Genomic DNA, 20,225 nt, shown 5'->3' with positions numbered 1-20,225 from the left:
GTCACGCCAAAAAACTATTGATTGTAACCGAAACGCTTGAGCATATTGGCGTTACTTCTCCAGTTTTTATTGACTTTTACGTATAATTCTATGTGTATTTGTTTGCCAAAAAACTTTTCTAAATCGGCGCGTGCATCCATTCCTACTTTTTTCAAAGCGGCTCCTTTGTGTCCAATAATAATTCCTTTTTGGGTATCGCGTTCCACCATGATTAGAGAACGGATTCTGATGATATTTTCGTCTTCCAAGAATTCTTCAGTTACAATTTCTACGGCATACGGAATTTCCTTGCTGTAATTTAGGAGGATTTTTTCACGTATAGTTTCGTTTACAAAAAAACGTTCTGGCTTATCAGTTAGCTGATCTTTGGGGTAATAGGCTGGAGATTCTGGCAAAAGGGAAATGATACGCTGGAATACTTCGGGGACATTGAAGTTTTGCAATGCTGATATTGGATAAATTTCGGCGTTGGGAACTTTCTCGGTCCAAAAGGCAACTTGGGTTTCTAGCTGCTCCTGATTAGAGTTATCGATTTTGTTTAATAGTAATAAAACCGGAATTTTAGAATGGATAATTTTATTAAAAAAGGCTTCGTCTTTCAGTTCCTGCTCCCCTATTTCGACCATATAAATCAATACGTCGGCATCTTCAAAGGCTGATTTCACAAAGTTCATCATGGATTCCTGCATTTCGTAGGCAGGTTTGATGATTCCTGGTGTGTCGGATAATATCAACTGAAAATCTTCGCCGTTTACAATCCCTAAGATTCTGTGACGGGTAGTTTGGGCTTTTGAGGTAATTATCGACAATCTCTCGCCTACAAATGCGTTCATTAGCGTTGATTTCCCAACGTTTGGATTTCCTATGATATTTACAAAACCGGCTTTGTGTAACATTTATTGCTTTTTAATTCTGCAAAGGTAAACATATCAGGCCAATAGACGAAATAAAAGATTTTTTTAAATATTTTGTTGCAATTGCCGAATATGGTTGTATATTTGCACTTGAAACAGCGCGGGATAGAGCAGTAGGCAGCTCGTCGGGCTCATAACCCGAAGGTCACAGGTTCGAGTCCTGTTCCCGCTACTAAAACCAAAAAACGGCTAAAATTTCTTTTAGCCGTTTTTTTTATTTTATACTTTTCTATTTCTTAATTATTGTGAATTCTGAACGTCTGTTTTGAGAATGTTGCTCTTCCGTACAATCTGTCCCGCATGCTATCTTAGGTTCGGTATTCCCAAAACCTTTACCCGAAATGCGTTCACTTTCAATTCCCTTAGAAATTACATACTGAACTGTAGATTGCGCTCTTTGCTCTGATAATTTAAGGTTGTAAGCCGCACTCCCTTTTGAATCGGTGTGGGATTTTACAAAAATAACCATCTTTGGATTGTCTTTCATAACTTTAACCAACTTATCCAATTCGGATGCACCTTGACTCGTAATATTGCTTTTATTAAAATCAAAATATACATTATTTAGTATCACTTCGGTTTCGGTGATAATTACTTCGAATGGATTTAATTGAACAGTGGTAGGAACTCCTCCTTCTTGAATTTTTGAAATTGTTGCCGACTTATCTTCATAGTTACTGGCACTTATTTTTAATAAATACTCGGTATTACATTGAATGTCAAACGCGACTTGACCATCTGCATTAGTTGTAACTGAAGATAAAATATTACCATTTGTATCTGAAATAGTAACTAGTGCATTTGCAATAATAGCACCCGATTTTCTATCTGTAGCAGTAACCAATGAACTAGCTTTACAAATTGGCAAAGCAGTATAAATTGCATCTAAACCAGAACGATTGGAAGAAAAATAACCTACCTCTTGTAATTTATTGAATGAAAATGAAAAGTCGTCTTTTTCACTATTTACCGGTTTTCCAAGATTAATTGCGGCATCAGAAGTGCTTAGATTTATTTTAAAAATATCATAAGCTCCATATCCTTGACGTCCTGAAGAGGCAAAATACAAAATGTTATCTTCTGTAATAAATGGGAAATTCTCCCGATCAGAAGTGTTGATTTTATCTCCTAAATTTTCTGGTTTTCCGTATCCATTTGGTTCAATACTCACTTTCCAAATATCAGATTCTCCCAAACCACCGGGCATATTTGAAGAAAAATATAAGGTTTTGCCATCTTTACTTAAACTCGGGCAAGTAACAGAATAATTGATACTGTTGATTGGCAACGCTTCTATTTGTTCCCATTTACCATCAACTTTGACTGCTTTATACAATCCTTGTTGGCCAATTTTGGTTTTGTTTTTTGAAACTTCATATTTTCCTTCGCTCAAACCATCTCTTGCAAAGAAAATAGTATTTCCATCTTGGCTAATGGTAACAGGACCATCATGAAATGGAGTATTTAACTCTTTTACCAAACTAGCTTCTTCAAAAGTTCCGTCTTGATTTCTAGTAGTTTTGAAAATATCAAGATAATGTTGGTCATTCCAACGGTCTTTTTTATTAAGAGTATTTCTAGTACTTACAAAATAAAGCTCGTTATCATGAGTTAAAAATGCACCAAAATCACTTTCTTCTTTTACGTTGATGTTCGTTTCAGAAACGGTGAACATGTTGGTAGCATTTAACAAACTTGGAATGTAGGTTGGATTTAAATTATGCTTCTTAGCTCTTTCATCATTGGGTAATAATTTTGCAAAAATATCCATCTGCTTATTTGCTTCTTCATATTTTCCAAATGATTTCAATGTTTGCGCATAGCGATAATAGGTTTCTGCACTAGCTTTTCCTTGAACCGCTTTTGAATACCAATTCATTGCTTTTTCATTGTCAAAAATGATAAAATAGCAATTTCCTAATTGTTCGTAAACGTAAACAGATTCATTTTTGTTTTCGGCTAATTTTTGATATTCTTTAATTGCATCAACATATTGATAACTCTCGAAAAGTTGGTCGGCTTTTTCAGTAGATTTATTTTGGCCATAAACCGTGTTAGCGACTATAATTAAAATAGCGATATATATTTTATTCATAAGAATTGTTGTTAGAAATAACTAGGCGAAATTGAGGCTTTTTTTGGAATATTCAAATCAAATAGTAATATAATTCAAAGTTAAATATATAAATTAGATTGATCTACTAAATTTATTTATAATACCGCAATAATTTAACTTATTAATCGTTGTTATTCTATAAATACTTCTCAAATATTTAATAATGGTATAAAATTACGTTAACAAAATAGTTTTTCTTCACCGTCACTCTAATGTAGAAAAACTATATCCAATAACTAATTTTTTACATTATGAAAAAACTACTCTGTTTTGGGATTCTATTAATTTCCAATTTATCTTTCGGTCAAATTAGAAAAGCTGGCGACTTCTATGAATTAAATGATTTATGGAAAAGAGATTCTGTTACCATAAAAAAGATGCTAAAAGAATATGATATCAACATTTCCAAACTGGATACGGTTCAGTTTTTTGAAAATTTTGACTTCAATGTAGAACTTCATGACAATTACTCCTACAACGCCTATTCCTATGTATTATATAAGAAAACCGGTCAAACTACAATGAAATTTTTTCCCTATGAAGGCAAATTACCAAGGCCAAACAAATATTTGATGATATTTTGTTTTGACGATTATGTAGATAAAAAAATTATAAATATTAAGGTGTTTTAATAACTTAAACAAAATATTATGAATAAGTTACTTTTAATTATTGTTATACTAATTTCAAATTTTACAACTGCACAAATCACTAAAGCGGGTAATTTTTATGAACTAGATAAGTTGTGGAAAAGAGATTCTGTTTCTGTTAAACAACTTTTAGAAAGGTTTGATTTAGACGTTAGGAAATTGAAACCTTTTAGCTTTTTTAAAGATTTTGATCTGAATTTAGAATTGCATGAAAATTACACATACAAATCCTATTTATACAAAATGAACAAAAATACAGGTGACGTATCAATGAAATCCTATCATCATGAAGGAAAAAAACCAATGATGAATAAGTATGTCATGATAGTATGTTTCGACGCCTTTTCGGGAGATAAATCAATAACCATTAAGGTGTTTTAAAATTTGCAGGCAACATAAATTAATAATTATTTATAGGCATAAACCAAACAACCGTCCTTAATCATATCGATAATTTTCCTTGATGTTTTATCGGGTAAAGCAAAACAGCCCTCAGACCATTTTGTTTTCATCTTTTTAGAAGAATGAAAAACAATTGCTCGATCTTTAGCATTAGAATTTGTCTTATCCAATCCTTTTAAACGTAAAGAATATCCAAAACGACCTGAGTAGGTTTCTTGAGTTAAATAAGCGCCTAAACTTGATTTTTCTGAGCCAGATTCATTACTGAAATTGGTAGCATACATTGATCCGCTATTCCAAGCGTGACTCACAATTGAAGTCATTTCTATTTTTGAAGTTTCGCAATTCACTAAATACAGACGTTCATCAACAATTGATTTAGAGAAATCAACCATAACAACGTATTTCTTATTGGTTACTTTGTACTTTTTTTGAATTGCTTTTGCATTATCTACAATACTTGCCGATGTTTGAATATCAATTTTAGAAACAGGCTTTAAGAAATAGTATCCTGTTAATACAAATAAAAAGATCGGGATAATTATTAGTAGTTTTTTCATGAAAAAATTAAATAGGAAACTAATTTCTGAAACTCGAATTTTAGCTTTTTATTAATGTTATTTTTTAATTTGGTTTGTGCACTTTTCACAAAACCATACTTTCTCGCGGTCGACTTGCTTAACGGTCCCATCGGCAGCATGCATCATACAAACTTTACTATTGAAGCAATGATTTAGTCCAAGATTATGACCTAATTCATGAAGAGCAACTTTCTCTAATCGCTCCAATATTTTTTTCTTTGTAACTTTTTCCTTGGTAACTTGTTTTTTTAATCTAAATGTAGATACGATGCATGTTTTCCCATTAATATGTCCTAATCCTAAAATGCCAAACTCCGGACTGGCTGGATTTTTAAAATAACATATGTCTCTTTCTGTAATAAATAAATAATTATCAAATGTTTTGTTACTTTTAAGGGCTTTATCAGCGTCAACCCTTTTCCTTTCTTTGCTCAACATGTCTTTGGTAATTTCTTTTTTTGGAAGAACAACACAATCATACCCATAAAATGATTTTATTGATTTTTTGACTTGATCAATATATTCTGGAGACACCTCCCCCAATGGTTGAATATTGATTTTAGTATTATTAGGCTTTAAGAAATAATATCCTGTTAATACAATTAAAGCGATAGGGATAATTATTAGTAGTTTTTTCATAATGATTTAAAATTAGAGATAAAAAATTGGTTTAAATATATTAATAAATTCTTTTTAAGTAGTTTAGAAAAAATTTCTAATTGCATCCCAAAAAGTACAATATTCTTTATAACTATCGGTATATTTAAATATGATTTCCGAAGCTTCTTTTCTGAAATCCTGAGCTAGAACAGTATTTTCTCTAATATTATCCATTCTAGTGTACACCTCGCACCATTGTTTTGGAGAATCAATCATTTGCACCTTAATTAATTGATTGATTAATGAAATAGTATACGATTTCGGGTTGAGTTGGCTTGCTTGAGCTGAAAACAAAGAGGCCGTTTTTACATCAAAATAATTGTCCAAAGCTTTCAAATAAGCATAACATATTAATTCTTCCGCCGATCCTTTATTGTAAAAATTTTTATGAGTGTATTCTTTATGAATTAACTTCAACTTGTTAAAGTATAAAACCGAATTATTTTTACCTTTAATATTCCACTTCAGCGAATTAATTAAAGCTATTTTTTTGTCTAAACTATTACTAGAAATTAAAAATTTAAAAATCTCATCGGTTAAAAAACCATTTGATTTTGATGTTTTATTTATCAATGGAACATCTAAGTAAGCTCTATAAAAATCAGAACTTGTTAATGGCGAATCCGCAAAAACAGAGTTTAAGGAGAATGTAAAAAATAGAATTAGGATTGTTTTTTTCATGTTTATTTTTTTTAATTTTTTTTAAAAATCAAACTTTTGTTGGGTATTTTATATTCAAATTGAAAATTATTTCAAAATGGTAAATCATTGAAGTCTTCTTTTCTAGACTCATATTCTTGAAATAAATCTCGCAACCTCTCATGTTGTTTAATTATTTTATCATCTATATAACTCATAATTTTTGGATTCATTTCATAAACATCAACAATAAAATCTTCATTATTTCTAAGAGATTCTGAGCAAAATTTAATTGCAAAACAATTATTTTTTATAGCTTCAAACACGATTTCTCTATTTGCCTTCAATGAATTATCAAAATATTTTAAAGCTTCACCGTGAGATTTAACAACTTCTAAAGCAAACTTACTGTCTTTTTTTAGGGAATCGTCCGCATAGTTTATATTTGAAATAGAATTGCTCATTGCCGCCATTAAATAATCTTTATTTAAACGAACATTCTTAGACAATACACTCAATATATTTGTATTGTTGGTAATTACTTCTCGTAACTCCTCAAAAGTCAATAAGTTCTCTATATCAAAATTCCATTCTTTTACATAATGCAACAGATTCCAATCTGCTCTTAAACATAACGTTTTTTGTATTTTTTTATCAATCATTAAATCCTCAGAAAGTAAGCTGTATGCCAATGGTTCTCTTGAAATTGCCAACAAAGCAAGCTCCTTATCGTTTTCATAAAATTTTACTAATTCGGGAGAAGTAATCCAATTACAATTTGTGTCAAGCAAAATTATTTTTGCTTCATTTTTAGATTCAGGTGTTTTAAAATTTTCGATTCTTTTTGGTTCTGATTTTCCAATTTCAATTTGTATACGATCCCGATAATTTGTAGATAAAAATTCAAAAGCATCATCATCAAAATCAGAAAAACTTTTTATATAAAAAACGGAATCGGTAAATAAACTATATTTTGACAAATGAAAACCACCACTATTATCGGAACTTCTTTCAATGAATTTTCCATTAATCAAGATGTCCAAATCATGACATGGTCCAGTTATTAGCTTGCCTTTAGAATTAAACAACTTGTAAATTTGTGTTCCATAAAGTTCAAAAACTATTAATCCACCTTGGTCATAACTTACTTGCTTTATATTTGTAAAAAGTTCGGGATAGTTTGAATAATCAAACCTATTGGTAAAATTTTCATCAGCAAAATGATAAAATTCATTACAATAATTATTTCCAAAAAAACTCCCGCTTTCATCTACCTCCAATTCAATTTGTAAGATTTCGAAAATTTCATTCTGGGTTAATTCTTCAATTTTTTTATTTATTATTTCAAACTTTTCTCTGCAACTTTCTGAAAGTCCAAAAACATCATTCATTAATTGAAAAAGGTAGGCTCTAAAATAATTTATATCTGCTTTTACACGTAATAGGTTAAACGCAAATGAATCCACTCGATTTAGTTCATTTGACTTATCAAATAAATCATTTTCATAAGAATTAATTTCATCAGAACTAGGTGTTGTCATTTTATAATTTAGGGTTTTAAACTTATTTCACTTTTTTGGTTTATTATACCTAATCTTTTAAGATTAATTAAAGATATTGTCTTTTTGAAATTCTATTATTTCAATTTCTCAATAATTTCTTTAATTACTCCACCACACTCAACTGATCCATAAACAGGTTGGTTTTTTTGCGGATTATAGATAAAACAAACGACTGAATATTTTGGTTTATTGGCTGGATAATAACCTACATAAGAAGCTAAATATTTATTCTCTTTTGAAGTTAGATTTGCATAACCAAAAGGAACAGCAGCAGCATTTCCGGCGATTTTTACGTTATTTGAAATTAAAAAAGCGCTCGCTTCTATTTCCCCTTTTTTAGTAAGTAAATGTTGTAATGTTTCAATAGTATTTTCACTCGCAATTTTAGGATTTATCACCTCGGTAGCATATGTTTTAATATTGCCCGATTTATCTTTTATTTCTGATAAAAATAAAGGTTTTACCATAACCCCATTATTCGCAATTGCATTATAATAAGTTAGCAGTTGAATAGGTGTTAAAGAAAGTCCGTAACCCATTGACAACCAGGGTAAAGAAATAGCGCTCCATTGGTTTGTATTTGGTTCTGGAAAATTGGACAACCCTTCATTTTCAAACGGCAATCCTAACGATTTATTAAAACCTAGATTTTTAAATCTGTTGCAAAACAAACTAGGATTAGAAGAATAGGAATCGTTAATCGCTTGAGCAAAAACGGTGTTTGAAGAAACTGAAAATGCTTTCGCTAAAGAGATTTTCCCATTTATTACATATGAATCGCGAATTTTTTTACCGGAAAAAGTGAATTCACCGCCGTGAGTATCAAAAACTGTGGTAGTATCTGCTTTTTTATCTTCCAATAAAGCCAATACATCAAAAGTTTTCATTAATGCACCAGGTTCATTAACCTCACTTATTGCAGTTGTGGTTTTGTACTTATAGCTACCGTCTAACTCTTTATTCAAATTAACCATTGCTTTAACCTTTCCCGAGTTGGTTTCCATAATTACAACACAACCATAGTCGGCATTGCTTGAAATTAACCCTTGTTTTAAAGCTTCAACAGCTGTTTTTTGAATATTTGAATCTAAAAAAGTTGTTACATTATATCCATCAATTACTTCTGAATTTGAATTATAAGCAGTTTGACACAACTTTTTTTCAACTGCTGGTGTAATTGTCAATTCGGATTTTTTACAACTTAAAAGTGTAAAAATGATAAAAATGAAAAGGGATTTATATTTCAAAATAGTTATTTATTAGTTATTGTTTATTTAATAGATTAATTAAGGACCTATCCTTGTTAATTTTAAAGTCACTAGTTGATTTGGCCCAACATTAGAATAAGGCCATAATCCAGTAGTTCTTAAAGTTAAACTTTCCGCTTCATCAGATAATATTTTAAATATTCGGACACTGCCATTGACTTGGAATTTAATGTAACCCAAATCATAAATAGAATTGTGATTGATTACTTGATAAAAATATTGGCGCTGCCAAGTCGTTCCACCGGAACCATTTGAAATTGGGTAAAAAGAAATCACACTATAATCTAAATGCCATCTTGTAAATCCAACATATACATCATCTATGGGAAAAATGTCATTGGCATTAACATAATGATCACCAGGATTAAATATTAAATCGGTTGCTCCCGATGTGTTTTCAGTCGATTGCAGTGTTACTCTGTCAATAACATACTCACCACTTAAACTTAATAAAGTTGGCTCTTGGTATACTTCACAAGAATAAAATAAATTACCGATTAAAAGCAGAAATATTATTTTTTTCATTTTTTTTAAATTCTATTCATCCACAAATAATATTCAGTAGTGTTGGAAGAACCTACAGAAATATCAATGAATTTTGTTCCTAAAATTGTGCCGTTTGTAATATTATTTGACAGTATCGAGCCACTTAAATTTCCCCATGGAGTTTCATACAAACTCAAATTATAACCGGAACCCGTAGGATAAAGATAATACGTTGATTGATATCCATTGTATTTATAGGTGGTAGCAGTCAAAAACTGTAAGGTGGCATTCGTGGTCATCACCTGGCCTATCGGACCCACACGGTAATAAAATATTCTCCAAGTTTGACCAATTAAATTCTGGGAAGTAGTTGAGCCTGAACTGGGTGGAGTTATAATTACAATTGGACCTGTATTGTCAATAGGGCCTTCGCGTTCCTCGGGTATATAACAGGAAACTAATGTTAGAAATAATAAGCAAACCGCTTTTTTCATTTTTTAATTTGATAATTTAACAAATAACGAAATAATTTATATAAATATTGTTAATTAAACTCAATAAACTCGAAAAAAAACGTAAACTATATACATCTATTATTATTCTTTAATTTCTGTATTACACAAATTAGAAATCCATTTTCAATTTATAAGCCCTTATAATTCTATTATTTATGTGTATGTTTTTAAAGAATGTATAAATTACTCCACTGATGGATATTCACAGAAATTGTAATATACAATTTCACTTCCATCCATTATATGTTCGAATGTTATACAATCAAGCGCGCCTCTTTTATCTTTATAAATAAATCCATGTTTGCATTTCCTTCTGACATTTTGAAAATGAAACAACCTAAATAAAGCGTTAAAACCCATTACATCTAAATTTGTAAAAGGCTTTTCGCTAGTTAATCCAATTCCTTCAAGCACTTGCTTACAGCCATTTGCCAAAATCTGTAAATCTTCTTCATCAAAATCGGCTGGAGGCTGGTTAAACGCATCGTCTTCCCTATACTTTTCTGGGCCCAACTCTAAATAAAGCCACGCTTTAGTAAAAATATAAGGGAACCTACTGGAATCGACAAGATTATTTTCTTCATCAGAAAATTGATCGATTACTTTATTTAATGCCGCGAATGAACTATTTTCCATATTAATTACTCTATTGATTTCTTTTTTTATTTTTATAAGCCGCTCATACTTTTGAATCAATAATCAATCTCATCAAATTAGTTATTTCCAAAAAACCATTAATAAAATTAACGAAAAATATTTCAAAATCTCAAAAATTTCAAAATAATATTTTCAAAAGCACCATCCCTATTTACGCAAAATCAAAATAATATCCGATAAAACATTAAATATAAACGTTAAATCAAAAATCAAATTATTTTTTTTTGTTAAACAAATAACCCTATTTATTTGACAAAAGTTAATTAAAAATTTAACAAACGTTTAGTCAATTATCTAACCTAAATTTGAAAAATTAAATCGCTTTTTAATAGTTTGAGTATTTTTTTAATATCTCAACTAATTTAATAATTAATAAAATTGCATGTTGTAAAGTAATGGCCGTTTGCATATAAATCGTATTATTTTTTAATTAAAATAAAAGCAATTGTATCTTCCTATGTATTATTTTATTGTAATCGATTAAAAGAAATTAAGGATTTTCTAACCTTAAAATATTGATTCAAGTTAAAAAAATATATGATAGAAAATAATAATCTAATTGATTTCAGAGAATTTGGGTTTATAATTTTACCTATTTTATTAACGCTGTTAATGGTAGGAATTGCTTTGTTAATTCGTTTCAACTTACTACTAAACAAAAACAAAACTCAATTAAAAACCTTAAACAATACATTCCAAGTTTCTTTAGCAAGTAAAGACCTTCAACTTAAAGAAATTCACCACCGCATTAAAAACAACCTGCAATTAATAGTGAGCCTTCTCAATATTGAAGCAGGAAACAATAAGGAAGTCACAGTTGATGATTTTTTAATTAAAGGACAATCGCGAATTCACTCCATTTCTTTAATTCACCAAAATTTGTATGAAACTGGATTTTACAATACCGTCAACCTTCAAAATTACATAGAAAACATCGTTCAAAATCTCTCCCAAATTTATAACTCCAAAATCGACATAGAAATTAATACCAACGAAACCATTCTTGATGTCGATGAAGCAATTCCATTTGGTCTGATCATAACCGAATTAGTTTGCAACGCTTTCAAACATGCTTTCAAAGATGTTAAATCAGGCCATATAAAAATTGACATTAGAAAAAATGCAGAAAATAAATTGGAACTCATTCTTAAGGACAACGGAATCGGATTTCCTGAAAACCCAACTTCAAAATTTGCAATCGGACTAGAACTAGTTCAAATGATGGTTATGCAACTTGACGGAAAACTAAATCGGAAAAACCAACATGGAACAGTTTATTATATCAGCTTTTAATTCAAAATAAAACCATTTTAAACTCCGAATTATTTTTCATCTAATAGGAATGAAATTTTAAAGGACTAAATTGAACAAAACCCATGGATACTAAAACTATAGTTATTGTAGAAGATGAATTAATAATTGCAATGGACCTAAAAAGGATTCTGGTGCAAGAAGGCTACAACGTAATTATTAATTTTAAAAATTATAATTTCATTGAAACCATAAACGACATCCATAAATACAATCCCAGTTTAGTAATTCTGGATATAGATTTGAAACAAAAATTATTTGACGGAATTACTATTGCGCAACAACTCCTGATTAAAGATTTAGTGCCCTTTATTTTTATTACCGGAATTTCTGATAAAGAAATGATGGAACGCATAAAAAACACTAGACCACGCGGAATTATTATAAAACCATTTAAACCCATAGATGTAACATGCTCAATTGCAATTGTACTTAATAATTATGTCCATAGAAATATTGATGTGATCCGTAAAGACAACACTATATTAAATGATGTACCATTTATTCTAAAACCTGCCATTCGATACATCGAAGAGCACGTAGAACATAGAATAGATATCCGCCTCCTTGCCGAACTTACCGATTACAATTACATGCACTTTATCAGAATGTTCTCCCTTTATATGAATGGAGTTACTCCCTACCAATACATTCTGCATAGAAAAATTGAAAGAGCCAAATTCTTAATGACCGAAACCGATCAACTACTCACCCACATCGCATTTGATTTATCCTTTTCCAGCTACTCCAATTTTTGTAGCGTATTCAAGCGATTAACAGGATTCAACCCCGACGCTTATAGAAAACTACACTCGGTAAAAATACACCTCAGAAAATAGTTTTTTAAAATAATGTCAATTTTTAGCTGTCGAGGTCTTTTTTCAATATCATAAAAAACTTTAATGACAATAATTTTGCATCATAATAGATAATTAAATTAAATTATGATGAAGAAAAATATTCTCGCAACTTGTTGTTTTGCCTTCTTGACCCTACAATCATGGGCTGCCGGAGACATTCCTGTGGAACAATCTAACATTGACGGACCTCCCGACACAGTCCCAATTAATAACTATTTGCCATGGGCACTATTTGTTATGGTATTAATGATTGGTTACTATTTCAACAAAAGAGCAAAGACACTCCCAAATAATAAATAATATCTATTTATACCTCTGCCTTATCAACCGCAGCAGCTTTTCTGTTGCACAATAACTTTAAAAAATGAACCCATTAAAAAAAATTACACTCACCCAAAAAAATAAAAACGGCGCTTTGCTGTTCCTTATTTTTTTCTGTCTAGGCTTCAACGTACTGCAAGCCCAGGTAAAAAATTACGGACCGCTTCATATAGATAATGGAGGAACGTTTTTTGTAAAATCAGGAACGTTTACTTTTGGAACTAGTTCTTCAACAACAACCTCTAGAACTGCGGTTTCATTTGGAAAACTACTTTTCCATGGCGATGCTGACCACAGTGGTGCAGCAACAGGAGCTGCTCTTTTTATAAACGGTTACGCTAGTTCTCTTAGCAATTCCTATTTTGTATTGCCTACAGGCCAATCCACAACTTATGCACCCATAGGGATTACCAATTCTGCAGTAACAAGTGGGGTTAGCGCTTCATTTATTAGTGGAACTCCATCCAATTCAACTACCTTAAACGCGGCAATTACCGCTTTATATAGTGTTGGGTCTTGGAAGGTATATGGAGATAATGCTAAAATAACCCTAATATGGAACAGCGACATTAGTGGCTTGTCCGCAAGTATTGCTGATTTAACATTAGCAGGTTATAACCCCGCTACTAGTAAATGGGAATTAATTCCTTCTGCAACCCCAACAGGGAATTCATCTGCAGGTACAATTCAATCTTCTAATGACATTATTCTTGCGGGCTATAACTCATTTACCCTTGCAAAAAAAGGAGTTACCTGCCCGTTCACCGTTCCAACTCTTGGCGTAAATGGTCCAGATGTAACCTGGAATGGGACTTGGTCTAGCACCCCCGATTTAACAAGTAAAGTAACCCTTCTTTCAAGCGGTTCGCCTGGTAACTTCCAGTGTTATTCCCTTGACGTTAATGGTACTACACTTACAATTACTGACGGTCAAACAGTAGTAGTAGGTTATGATGTTACAGGAACTGGTTTGATAAAATTATCAAGTCAAGCTTCCTTATTTCAGTTGAACGATGCAAGTACTTGCGCTACAACTGTTGAATTAACTAAAAGTTCCCGTAGCGGCATGATTGCACACGATTATATTTATTGGGGTTCTCCTTTAAAAGAATCTGTAAATACTTACGCACAGCTTGCTAACGCTCAAGCCTTTAATACTAATAATACTATTTCTTCTGGTGCAACAGGTGCTTTAGATTATTTCTATAAATATATAGGTGGAGATACTACCACAGCCGGTGGATGGCAAATTCTAACCTCAAACCCTGTAACAGGTAGCGGTTTTATAGGTAGAATTAAAAATCAAGCGCCTTTTGCAACTTTTGGTATACAAAACCCTAATGATCACATTAATTTAAAATTCACAGGATTGGTTAATAATGGTACAATATCTGTTCCTATTGCCAATAACCTTGCCTCTCCGGAAAGTGCTAGAAACTTTAACTTCTTTGGAAATCCCTACCCTTCTGCTATTGATGCCGATAAATTCTTGGAATACAATACTGATTTAGATGGTGCCATTTACATTTGGAAAGCAACAACACCTGCCTCGGGTGTAGATGGACACAGCTATGGTAGAGCCGATTATATTGCCTATACTCGCGCCGGTGCTACTGCCGTATCAGGAATTAGCTCAACTCTTTTTGGGGGTAAAATAGCTACAGGTCAAGGATTTAGAGTGAAAGTAATTACTGCTTCTGGAACTGGAAATGCTACTTTCAATAACTGTATGAGAATTTCAGGTAACAACAACAATTTCAATAGAACAGGAATTATTAACCGTTATAAACTAAATTTAATTGGTGCTGACAACGTAGGAAACCAAATTCTAGTAGCCTATATGCCCGAGGCAACTTTGGGTTACGATCGTATGTATGATGCCGAAATTAGCTCAGTGAGTCCAGCTCAAATCTACTCGATACTAGATAATGCTACTACGAAATTAGGTATTAACGCCCGCCCTACATTTACAACTACCGATGTAGTACAATTAGGAATAGATAAATCCAATACTACTACTGAAAACTTTACAATTGCTATTGCAGAGAAAGAAGGAATTTTTCAAGGCACCGCAATTAACGTGTTATTGCACGATAAATTATTACGCCAATATCAAAATTTAAGTAACGGTCCGTACAATTTTACTTCGAACACTACGTCATTAAAAGGTCGTTTCGAAATAGTTTACCAACAATCGGCTTTAAACAATCCTGATTTTGCTACTGCAACTGTTTTTGCAACTATAAACAGCCAAGCGCTAAAAATTAACGCGAGTTTGCCTATGACCAATGTTACCGTTTATGATCTTACCGGAAGATTAATTACCAGTTTAACCCTTGACAACCAATTGCAAGTGAGCAGCCCGTTCAACTATGCCTTAGGAATATATATTGTTAAAATAAAATTAAACAACGGCCAAATCGCAACTCAAAAAATAATCAATAAATAAACAACTATTAATAATAATTTTTAAATCAAATACAATGAAAAAAATCTTTTTAACACTAGCTCTTGCCATAGGATTAACAGCCACTGCCCAAGTAAAAGTTGGAGACAACGTGACCACCTTAAATTCAAATTCACTTTTAGAGTTAGAGTCTACTACTAAGGGGCTTTTGTTTCCTAGAGTAGCCTTAACAGGAACCACAGCATTTGCACCATTAGCCGCTCACGTAGCTGGAATGACCGTTTATAACACTGCAACTGCAAGTGATGTTACCCCAGGATTGTACACCAATAGTGGGTCTGCTTGGGTGAAGTTGGGGGGAAGTACAAGTACAGCTTATCAAAATATAGTGGGTGGTGTTCAAACAATTTCAACAAATGCGACAATTTTAGATAGTACTTATTTAGTTATTTATAATGGATCAAATTCTTTAGATTCAATCACGCTTCCAACGGCTGATATTGGAAAAACTTTTTGGGTAAGAAACACAGGTTCAGTAATAGTTCAAATTGCAGGGGTAGGTGTAGGTGTAGGTAAAGGAAGATGTTTTATTTATGATGGCTCTACGTGGTTTATGATGACTCCATAATAATTAATAAATAAAAATAAAAAAAATGAAATATATATATCAATACATTCTGATTTCAATATTATTAATTGCAATAAATGCAAATTCACAAATTAGTTTAACCAATTCACCAAGTGTTGAAATTCCGGGCTCAAGTGTTTTTTTAGATGCCAGCACTAATTTTAGTTCAGAAGGAGGAGCTCCTAACAATGTAGGAAAAGGAATTATAATACCAAGTGTGGATTTAGTAAATTTTCAATTTGAGTTGGCATTAGCTGATGGAATTACGTTTCCAACCTATTTCGACGGTATGGTGGTTTACAATCGTTCCTCAGGAACCACTTTAACAACTGGAAACAGACCTTCAGCTGCAACTGCCGTAACTCCAGGATTCTACTATTTTTCAAATCCTAACGGGGCTGCAAATGGTACTGTAACTGCTGGTATTTGGACTCTGTTTGTAACGGGTTCTACCACTAAAGACGTCACCTCCTCAGAAGTTGTTCTACCTACAAAAGTTAATGGAGCGCAATTGTATGCTATTAATGGAACATTTACTGCATCTGGAACAAGTACGGCAATAACAGTAACAAAACCTACAGGAATGACCGGGTATTATTCTATGGTAACTTATAAAGACGGAAAAACCTTCCGTAGAGAAATTTACTCGTTTGATACTGCCCTTGCTACTTTAAATGTAATTACTGGAACAGGTGCCTATTCTGAGGTATTGCCTGCGGGAACTTACAGTTATGTCCTAGAATATTTCAAATAGTTTTTTTGGGGCTACTCCGTTTTTTCATTCATTTTAATTCGAGAGTAGCCTTTTTTATATAGTATCACCCTTTAAATAAATAATCATGAAAATTATAAAGCTGACACTTTGTGCAGGATTTCTATTTCCTTTAGCATTAGCAGCACAAAAAAAAGAAGAAAAAGGCTTGAATAATTTCAATACTTGGTCTATTGAAGTCAATGCCGGTATGAATAATGCCATTACGCCTTTCGGCAATGGATATTCTTCATCAAATGAAAACAAGTTTATTAGCCCCAGAATAAATCATTTTGACCTAGGATTGCGCTACATGATAACTTCTAAATTCGGTTTGAAATTGGATTTCGCTAATGATAAAATATCCAATGCAAGCGGAAGTAGTTCGTTGCCATTTGAAACCCAACAATACCGTTTGGGTTTGCAAGGGGTAATCAATGCGGGGCGATTAATGGGCTTCGATGAGTTTACCAAAACCATCGGTTTGTTAATTCACGCGGGAATACAAGCTTCTACATTAACCCCAAAAACAGGAGTTAATAAAAACATCACCGAGAAAAACAGTGGAATTATGTTTGGTATTACGCCTCAGGTTAAGTTGTCCAAAAACTTGGCTCTAACCCTTGATTTTACCGTAATTTCCAATGAACGTCAGCATTTCACTTGGGACGGAAGTACCTCTGCACAATCCAATAACTTGAACGGTCAAATGTACAACACAAGTGTAGGTTTAACTTACTTTTTTGGGAAAAATGATACTCACGTAGATTGGATTACGCCAATACGCCCAGAACAAAAAGTAGCAGAAATTGCGAAACGTATGGAAGCCGTAGAACAATTAATGAACGACACCGACCGTGATGGTGTGGTAGACCACCTTGATACTCAAAACAATACCCCAGCCGGAGTAGTAGTTGACAAAAAAGGTCGTTTCATTGATGCTAACAATAACGGTACTCCAGACGAATTGGAGGCCAATAAAGGAGTAACACAAACAGTAGAAAATGTAAACAATTCAGAAAATTCAAGCTTTAATGGCGATGCTTTAAAATCGTTGGTTGAAAACGGATCGGTAAATATCTATTTTAATTTGAATGAAGACGTTCCAAATTCAGGTTCTACCAATAGTATGTTTCAAATATTCCAATATTTAAATAAATACCCCGAAAGCAAAATTACCTTATCAGGATTTGCAGATGTGCGTGGTGATGAAAAATCAAATCAAGACTTATCAAAACGCAGAGCGGAAAACGTAAGAAAATTATTAATTGATTCCGGAATAAATACAGTTAGAATTATTATTAATCCCCAAGGAGTTGATAAAAATTTACCTAATTCAAAAACAGGGTTAGACATGGCTAGAAGGGTTTCTATAAAAATTCAATAATTGCCCGTCACTCAATTTAACAATGAAAAAAATACTATTATCAGCATTAATGCTAACCTCTGCTGCCTTCTCTCAAATAGGTATTGGCACAATTACGCCAAATGCCTCTGCGGAGTTGGATGTAAGCAGCACTACGAAAGGGTTTCTACCCCCACGAATGACACAGGTTCAAATGAACGCTATACCAACTCCACCTAATGGATTAATCATTTATTGTTCGGATTGCACACCAACCGGTATTTACACTTATAATTCTCCTTGGTTGTCTTTAAGAGGGGTATCTGCTACTTCAGTTTCAGTAACATGCACTGGCTTTACTGGCAACTATTGTACTGCCGCTTTGAGCGGTGCTTCGTATGTAGTAACTTTGACTAACAATGATCTCTCTACGAAACAAGTAACGCCTATAACTGCAGATTTAACCCTATCAGTTATACCAGGTGTTTATGTCGCCTCGGTAAGTCCGAATACAGTTCAAACCATCGATGCTGGAGCTAACCTTGTTATTACCTATACCCTTAGCGGTACTCCTGCTGCTGCAGGTACTCTAACTGGTACCTTTGCTAAGCAAGGACTCACTTGTTCAAGCACAGTGGCAGTTGTAACTGCTAAAGCAGTAACCACAGCTTCTTCATCACCAAGTTTGTGTATAAACAACGCCTTAACGGCTATAACACATACTACTTCTGGCGCTACCACCGGTATCGGTACCCCAACAGGATTACCAAATGGAGTAACGGCTGCTTGGAATAGCAATACTATTACAATTAGCGGTACGCCTACAGCAAGCGGAACATTTAATTACTCATTACCTGTAAATGGCTGTGGCGCCATAGTAAACGCTACAGGAACTATTACTGTTGCCCCAGCACCTGGTAATTATGCCTTGGCGGGAACAGCAGTTACAAGATCGGGTAGCAATATTACAGGTTTTACCGCTAATTGGACTGCCCTTTCTGGAGCAACCGGTTATACCTTGGAGTACTCCACTAGCACTAGCGGTCCATGGACTGCTTTTGCAAATAATCCATATACAGGCACAAGTGCCGCGGTTACAGGGTTAAATGACTTATTGTACTATTATAGAGTGACCAGCATTGGCGGTACTTGTGCAGGAAGTCAAGCACGGCAACTATTGGGTTGTGGTGCATTTATTGCACCAGGTGTTTATAAAGACTTTGCGTGTTTCAATTTAGGAGCAACTGATGAAACTTTAGACCCTAATACTCCTGTACAGCAAATACACGGTAATTACTACCAATGGGGCCGAAGCGGCGCTGTAGCTACAGCAAGCACCGGTCCGGGAGCCATAGGAGGTTGGAATACTAGCATTGCTGCTAATGGCGCTTGGCTTGAGGCCAGCAAAACAGCTAACGATCCTTGTCCAACTGGGTTTAGAGTACCTACAAATGCACAATGGAATGGAGTGCTAGCCAACAATACTATAAGTAGAACGGGTTCATGGGAAATTAGCGCTACAAACTATACTACTGCTATACATTGGGGACCTAATGCCAGCAGCAAAACATTAACACTCCCTATGGCCGGCCAACGCGATCCGTTTAGTGGTGTGTTGATCGATCGTGGCGCCTATGGTCGCTACTGGAGTAGTAATGGGGGTTCTCCTACGTTAGCGGATTACTTGTATATCAATAGCAGTAATGCCTTTACATACTCCCTTGATCGTGCGAACGGGCTCTCAGTGCGTTGCGTCTCAGAATAATTAAATTAATTTCATATTCTGCGAAGTGATCAATTTTTTTTGTTATTAATTCTAATTCACATTAGGAAAAATAAAAAAATAGAAGTAACAGATTTGATTGTAATTGTATATAATGCAAATCCAATATTGACAAAACTAAATTAATAGAAAATGCCAATTTAACAATTAATCAATTTAACAATTAAAAAATGAAAAAATGAAAAAAATACTATTATCAGCATTAATGCTAACCTCTGTTGCCTTCTCTCAAGTAGGTATTGGTACAATTACGCCAAATGCCTCGGCGCAGTTGGATGTAAGCAGCACTACGAAAGGGTTTCTACCCCCACGAATGACACAGGTTCAAATGAACGCTATACCAACTCCACCTAATGGATTAATCATTTA

Annotated in this window: 21 protein-coding genes and 1 tRNA gene; 12 read left to right on the top strand and 10 right to left on the bottom strand. The window is 33.2% G+C overall.

Annotation, left to right across the window (positions count from 1 at the left end; genetic code table 11):
• Nucleotides 1-14 precede the first annotated feature (14 nt).
• Nucleotides 15-896, bottom strand: coding sequence for a GTPase Era (gene era / locus AC9UFV_RS05705; protein WP_509573728.1), 882 nt, complete (start codon nucleotides 894-896; stop codon nucleotides 15-17).
• A gap of 117 nt (nucleotides 897-1,013) precedes the next feature.
• Here era and AC9UFV_RS05700 point away from each other — a divergent pair.
• Nucleotides 1,014-1,086 (top strand) — tRNA-Met (locus AC9UFV_RS05700).
• A 57-nt stretch (nucleotides 1,087-1,143) separates the two neighbouring features.
• Here AC9UFV_RS05700 and AC9UFV_RS05695 read toward each other — a convergent pair.
• The gene (locus tag AC9UFV_RS05695) at nucleotides 1,144-3,009 is read right to left on the bottom strand and encodes an OmpA family protein (RefSeq protein ID WP_509573726.1); all 1,866 of its coding nucleotides are present in this window, start codon (nucleotides 3,007-3,009) and stop codon (nucleotides 1,144-1,146) included.
• A gap of 272 nt (nucleotides 3,010-3,281) precedes the next feature.
• On the opposite strand from AC9UFV_RS05695, the gene AC9UFV_RS05690 reads away from it, so the two are divergent.
• Entirely contained in the window at nucleotides 3,282-3,662 is a 381-nt protein-coding gene (locus tag AC9UFV_RS05690; RefSeq protein WP_509573724.1) for a hypothetical protein, read from the top strand.
• An 18-nt stretch (nucleotides 3,663-3,680) separates the two neighbouring features.
• Nucleotides 3,681-4,061, top strand: a complete 381-nt coding sequence (locus AC9UFV_RS05685; RefSeq protein WP_509573722.1) for a hypothetical protein — start codon at nucleotides 3,681-3,683, stop codon at nucleotides 4,059-4,061.
• Between the two features lie 26 nt (nucleotides 4,062-4,087).
• On the opposite strand, the gene AC9UFV_RS05680 is transcribed toward AC9UFV_RS05685, so the two are convergent.
• From AC9UFV_RS05680 to AC9UFV_RS05645, 8 genes are all read right to left on the bottom strand, one after another.
• Nucleotides 4,088-4,642, bottom strand: coding sequence for a murein L,D-transpeptidase catalytic domain-containing protein (locus tag AC9UFV_RS05680; protein ID WP_509573719.1), 555 nt, complete (start codon nucleotides 4,640-4,642; stop codon nucleotides 4,088-4,090).
• Nucleotides 4,643-4,699: 57 nt separating this feature from the next.
• Complete coding sequence (locus tag AC9UFV_RS05675) at nucleotides 4,700-5,302, bottom strand: matrixin family metalloprotease (RefSeq protein WP_509573717.1); 603 nt, start codon at nucleotides 5,300-5,302, stop codon at nucleotides 4,700-4,702.
• Between the two features lie 63 nt (nucleotides 5,303-5,365).
• On the bottom strand, nucleotides 5,366-6,004 hold the full coding sequence (locus AC9UFV_RS05670; protein WP_509573715.1) for a hypothetical protein: 639 nt from the start codon (nucleotides 6,002-6,004) through the stop codon (nucleotides 5,366-5,368).
• A 71-nt stretch (nucleotides 6,005-6,075) separates the two neighbouring features.
• Complete coding sequence (locus AC9UFV_RS05665; protein ID WP_509573714.1) at nucleotides 6,076-7,503, bottom strand: DUF4116 domain-containing protein; 1,428 nt, start codon at nucleotides 7,501-7,503, stop codon at nucleotides 6,076-6,078.
• 95 nt (nucleotides 7,504-7,598) lie between these two features.
• Entirely contained in the window at nucleotides 7,599-8,708 is a 1,110-nt protein-coding gene (locus tag AC9UFV_RS05660; protein ID WP_509573711.1) for a penicillin-binding transpeptidase domain-containing protein, read from the bottom strand.
• Between the two features lie 102 nt (nucleotides 8,709-8,810).
• On the bottom strand, nucleotides 8,811-9,317 hold the full coding sequence (locus AC9UFV_RS05655; protein ID WP_509573709.1) for a hypothetical protein: 507 nt from the start codon (nucleotides 9,315-9,317) through the stop codon (nucleotides 8,811-8,813).
• A 5-nt stretch (nucleotides 9,318-9,322) separates the two neighbouring features.
• Nucleotides 9,323-9,772 carry a hypothetical protein gene (locus tag AC9UFV_RS05650; protein WP_509573707.1) on the bottom strand — a complete coding sequence of 150 codons (450 nt, stop codon included), beginning with the start codon at nucleotides 9,770-9,772 and terminating at the stop codon, nucleotides 9,323-9,325.
• Nucleotides 9,773-9,976: 204 nt separating this feature from the next.
• The gene (locus AC9UFV_RS05645; protein ID WP_509573705.1) at nucleotides 9,977-10,429 is read right to left on the bottom strand and encodes a hypothetical protein; all 453 of its coding nucleotides are present in this window, start codon (nucleotides 10,427-10,429) and stop codon (nucleotides 9,977-9,979) included.
• Between the two features lie 558 nt (nucleotides 10,430-10,987).
• Here AC9UFV_RS05645 and AC9UFV_RS05640 point away from each other — a divergent pair.
• From AC9UFV_RS05640 to AC9UFV_RS05600, 9 genes are all read left to right on the top strand, one after another.
• Nucleotides 10,988-11,743 carry a sensor histidine kinase gene (locus AC9UFV_RS05640; protein WP_509573703.1) on the top strand — a complete coding sequence of 252 codons (756 nt, stop codon included), beginning with the start codon at nucleotides 10,988-10,990 and terminating at the stop codon, nucleotides 11,741-11,743.
• Nucleotides 11,744-11,826: 83 nt separating this feature from the next.
• Nucleotides 11,827-12,600, top strand: a complete 774-nt coding sequence (locus tag AC9UFV_RS05635; RefSeq protein WP_509573701.1) for a response regulator transcription factor — start codon at nucleotides 11,827-11,829, stop codon at nucleotides 12,598-12,600.
• 105 nt (nucleotides 12,601-12,705) lie between these two features.
• Nucleotides 12,706-12,921, top strand: coding sequence for a hypothetical protein (locus AC9UFV_RS05630; RefSeq protein ID WP_509573699.1), 216 nt, complete (start codon nucleotides 12,706-12,708; stop codon nucleotides 12,919-12,921).
• Nucleotides 12,922-12,985: 64 nt separating this feature from the next.
• Nucleotides 12,986-15,391, top strand: a complete 2,406-nt coding sequence (locus AC9UFV_RS05625; RefSeq protein ID WP_509573698.1) for a RemA C-terminal-like gliding motility protein — start codon at nucleotides 12,986-12,988, stop codon at nucleotides 15,389-15,391.
• A gap of 34 nt (nucleotides 15,392-15,425) precedes the next feature.
• Complete coding sequence (locus tag AC9UFV_RS05620; protein WP_509573696.1) at nucleotides 15,426-15,977, top strand: phage tail-like protein; 552 nt, start codon at nucleotides 15,426-15,428, stop codon at nucleotides 15,975-15,977.
• A gap of 25 nt (nucleotides 15,978-16,002) precedes the next feature.
• Entirely contained in the window at nucleotides 16,003-16,731 is a 729-nt protein-coding gene (locus AC9UFV_RS05615) for a hypothetical protein (RefSeq protein ID WP_509573694.1), read from the top strand.
• Between the two features lie 85 nt (nucleotides 16,732-16,816).
• Nucleotides 16,817-18,115: an OmpA family protein gene (locus AC9UFV_RS05610; protein WP_509573692.1), complete on the top strand. Its 1,299-nt coding sequence runs from the start codon at nucleotides 16,817-16,819 to the stop codon at nucleotides 18,113-18,115.
• A gap of 22 nt (nucleotides 18,116-18,137) precedes the next feature.
• Entirely contained in the window at nucleotides 18,138-19,838 is a 1,701-nt protein-coding gene (locus AC9UFV_RS05605; RefSeq protein WP_509573690.1) for a phage tail-like protein, read from the top strand.
• A 196-nt stretch (nucleotides 19,839-20,034) separates the two neighbouring features.
• On the top strand, nucleotides 20,035-20,225 hold a 191-nt coding region (locus tag AC9UFV_RS05600; RefSeq protein WP_509573688.1), incomplete at its 3' end, for a phage tail-like protein.

Source organism: Flavobacterium sp. (assembly GCF_044349645.1).
Taxonomy (GTDB): domain Bacteria; phylum Bacteroidota; class Bacteroidia; order Flavobacteriales; family Flavobacteriaceae; genus Flavobacterium.
This window is presented reverse-complemented; position numbering and strand designations above follow the sequence as displayed.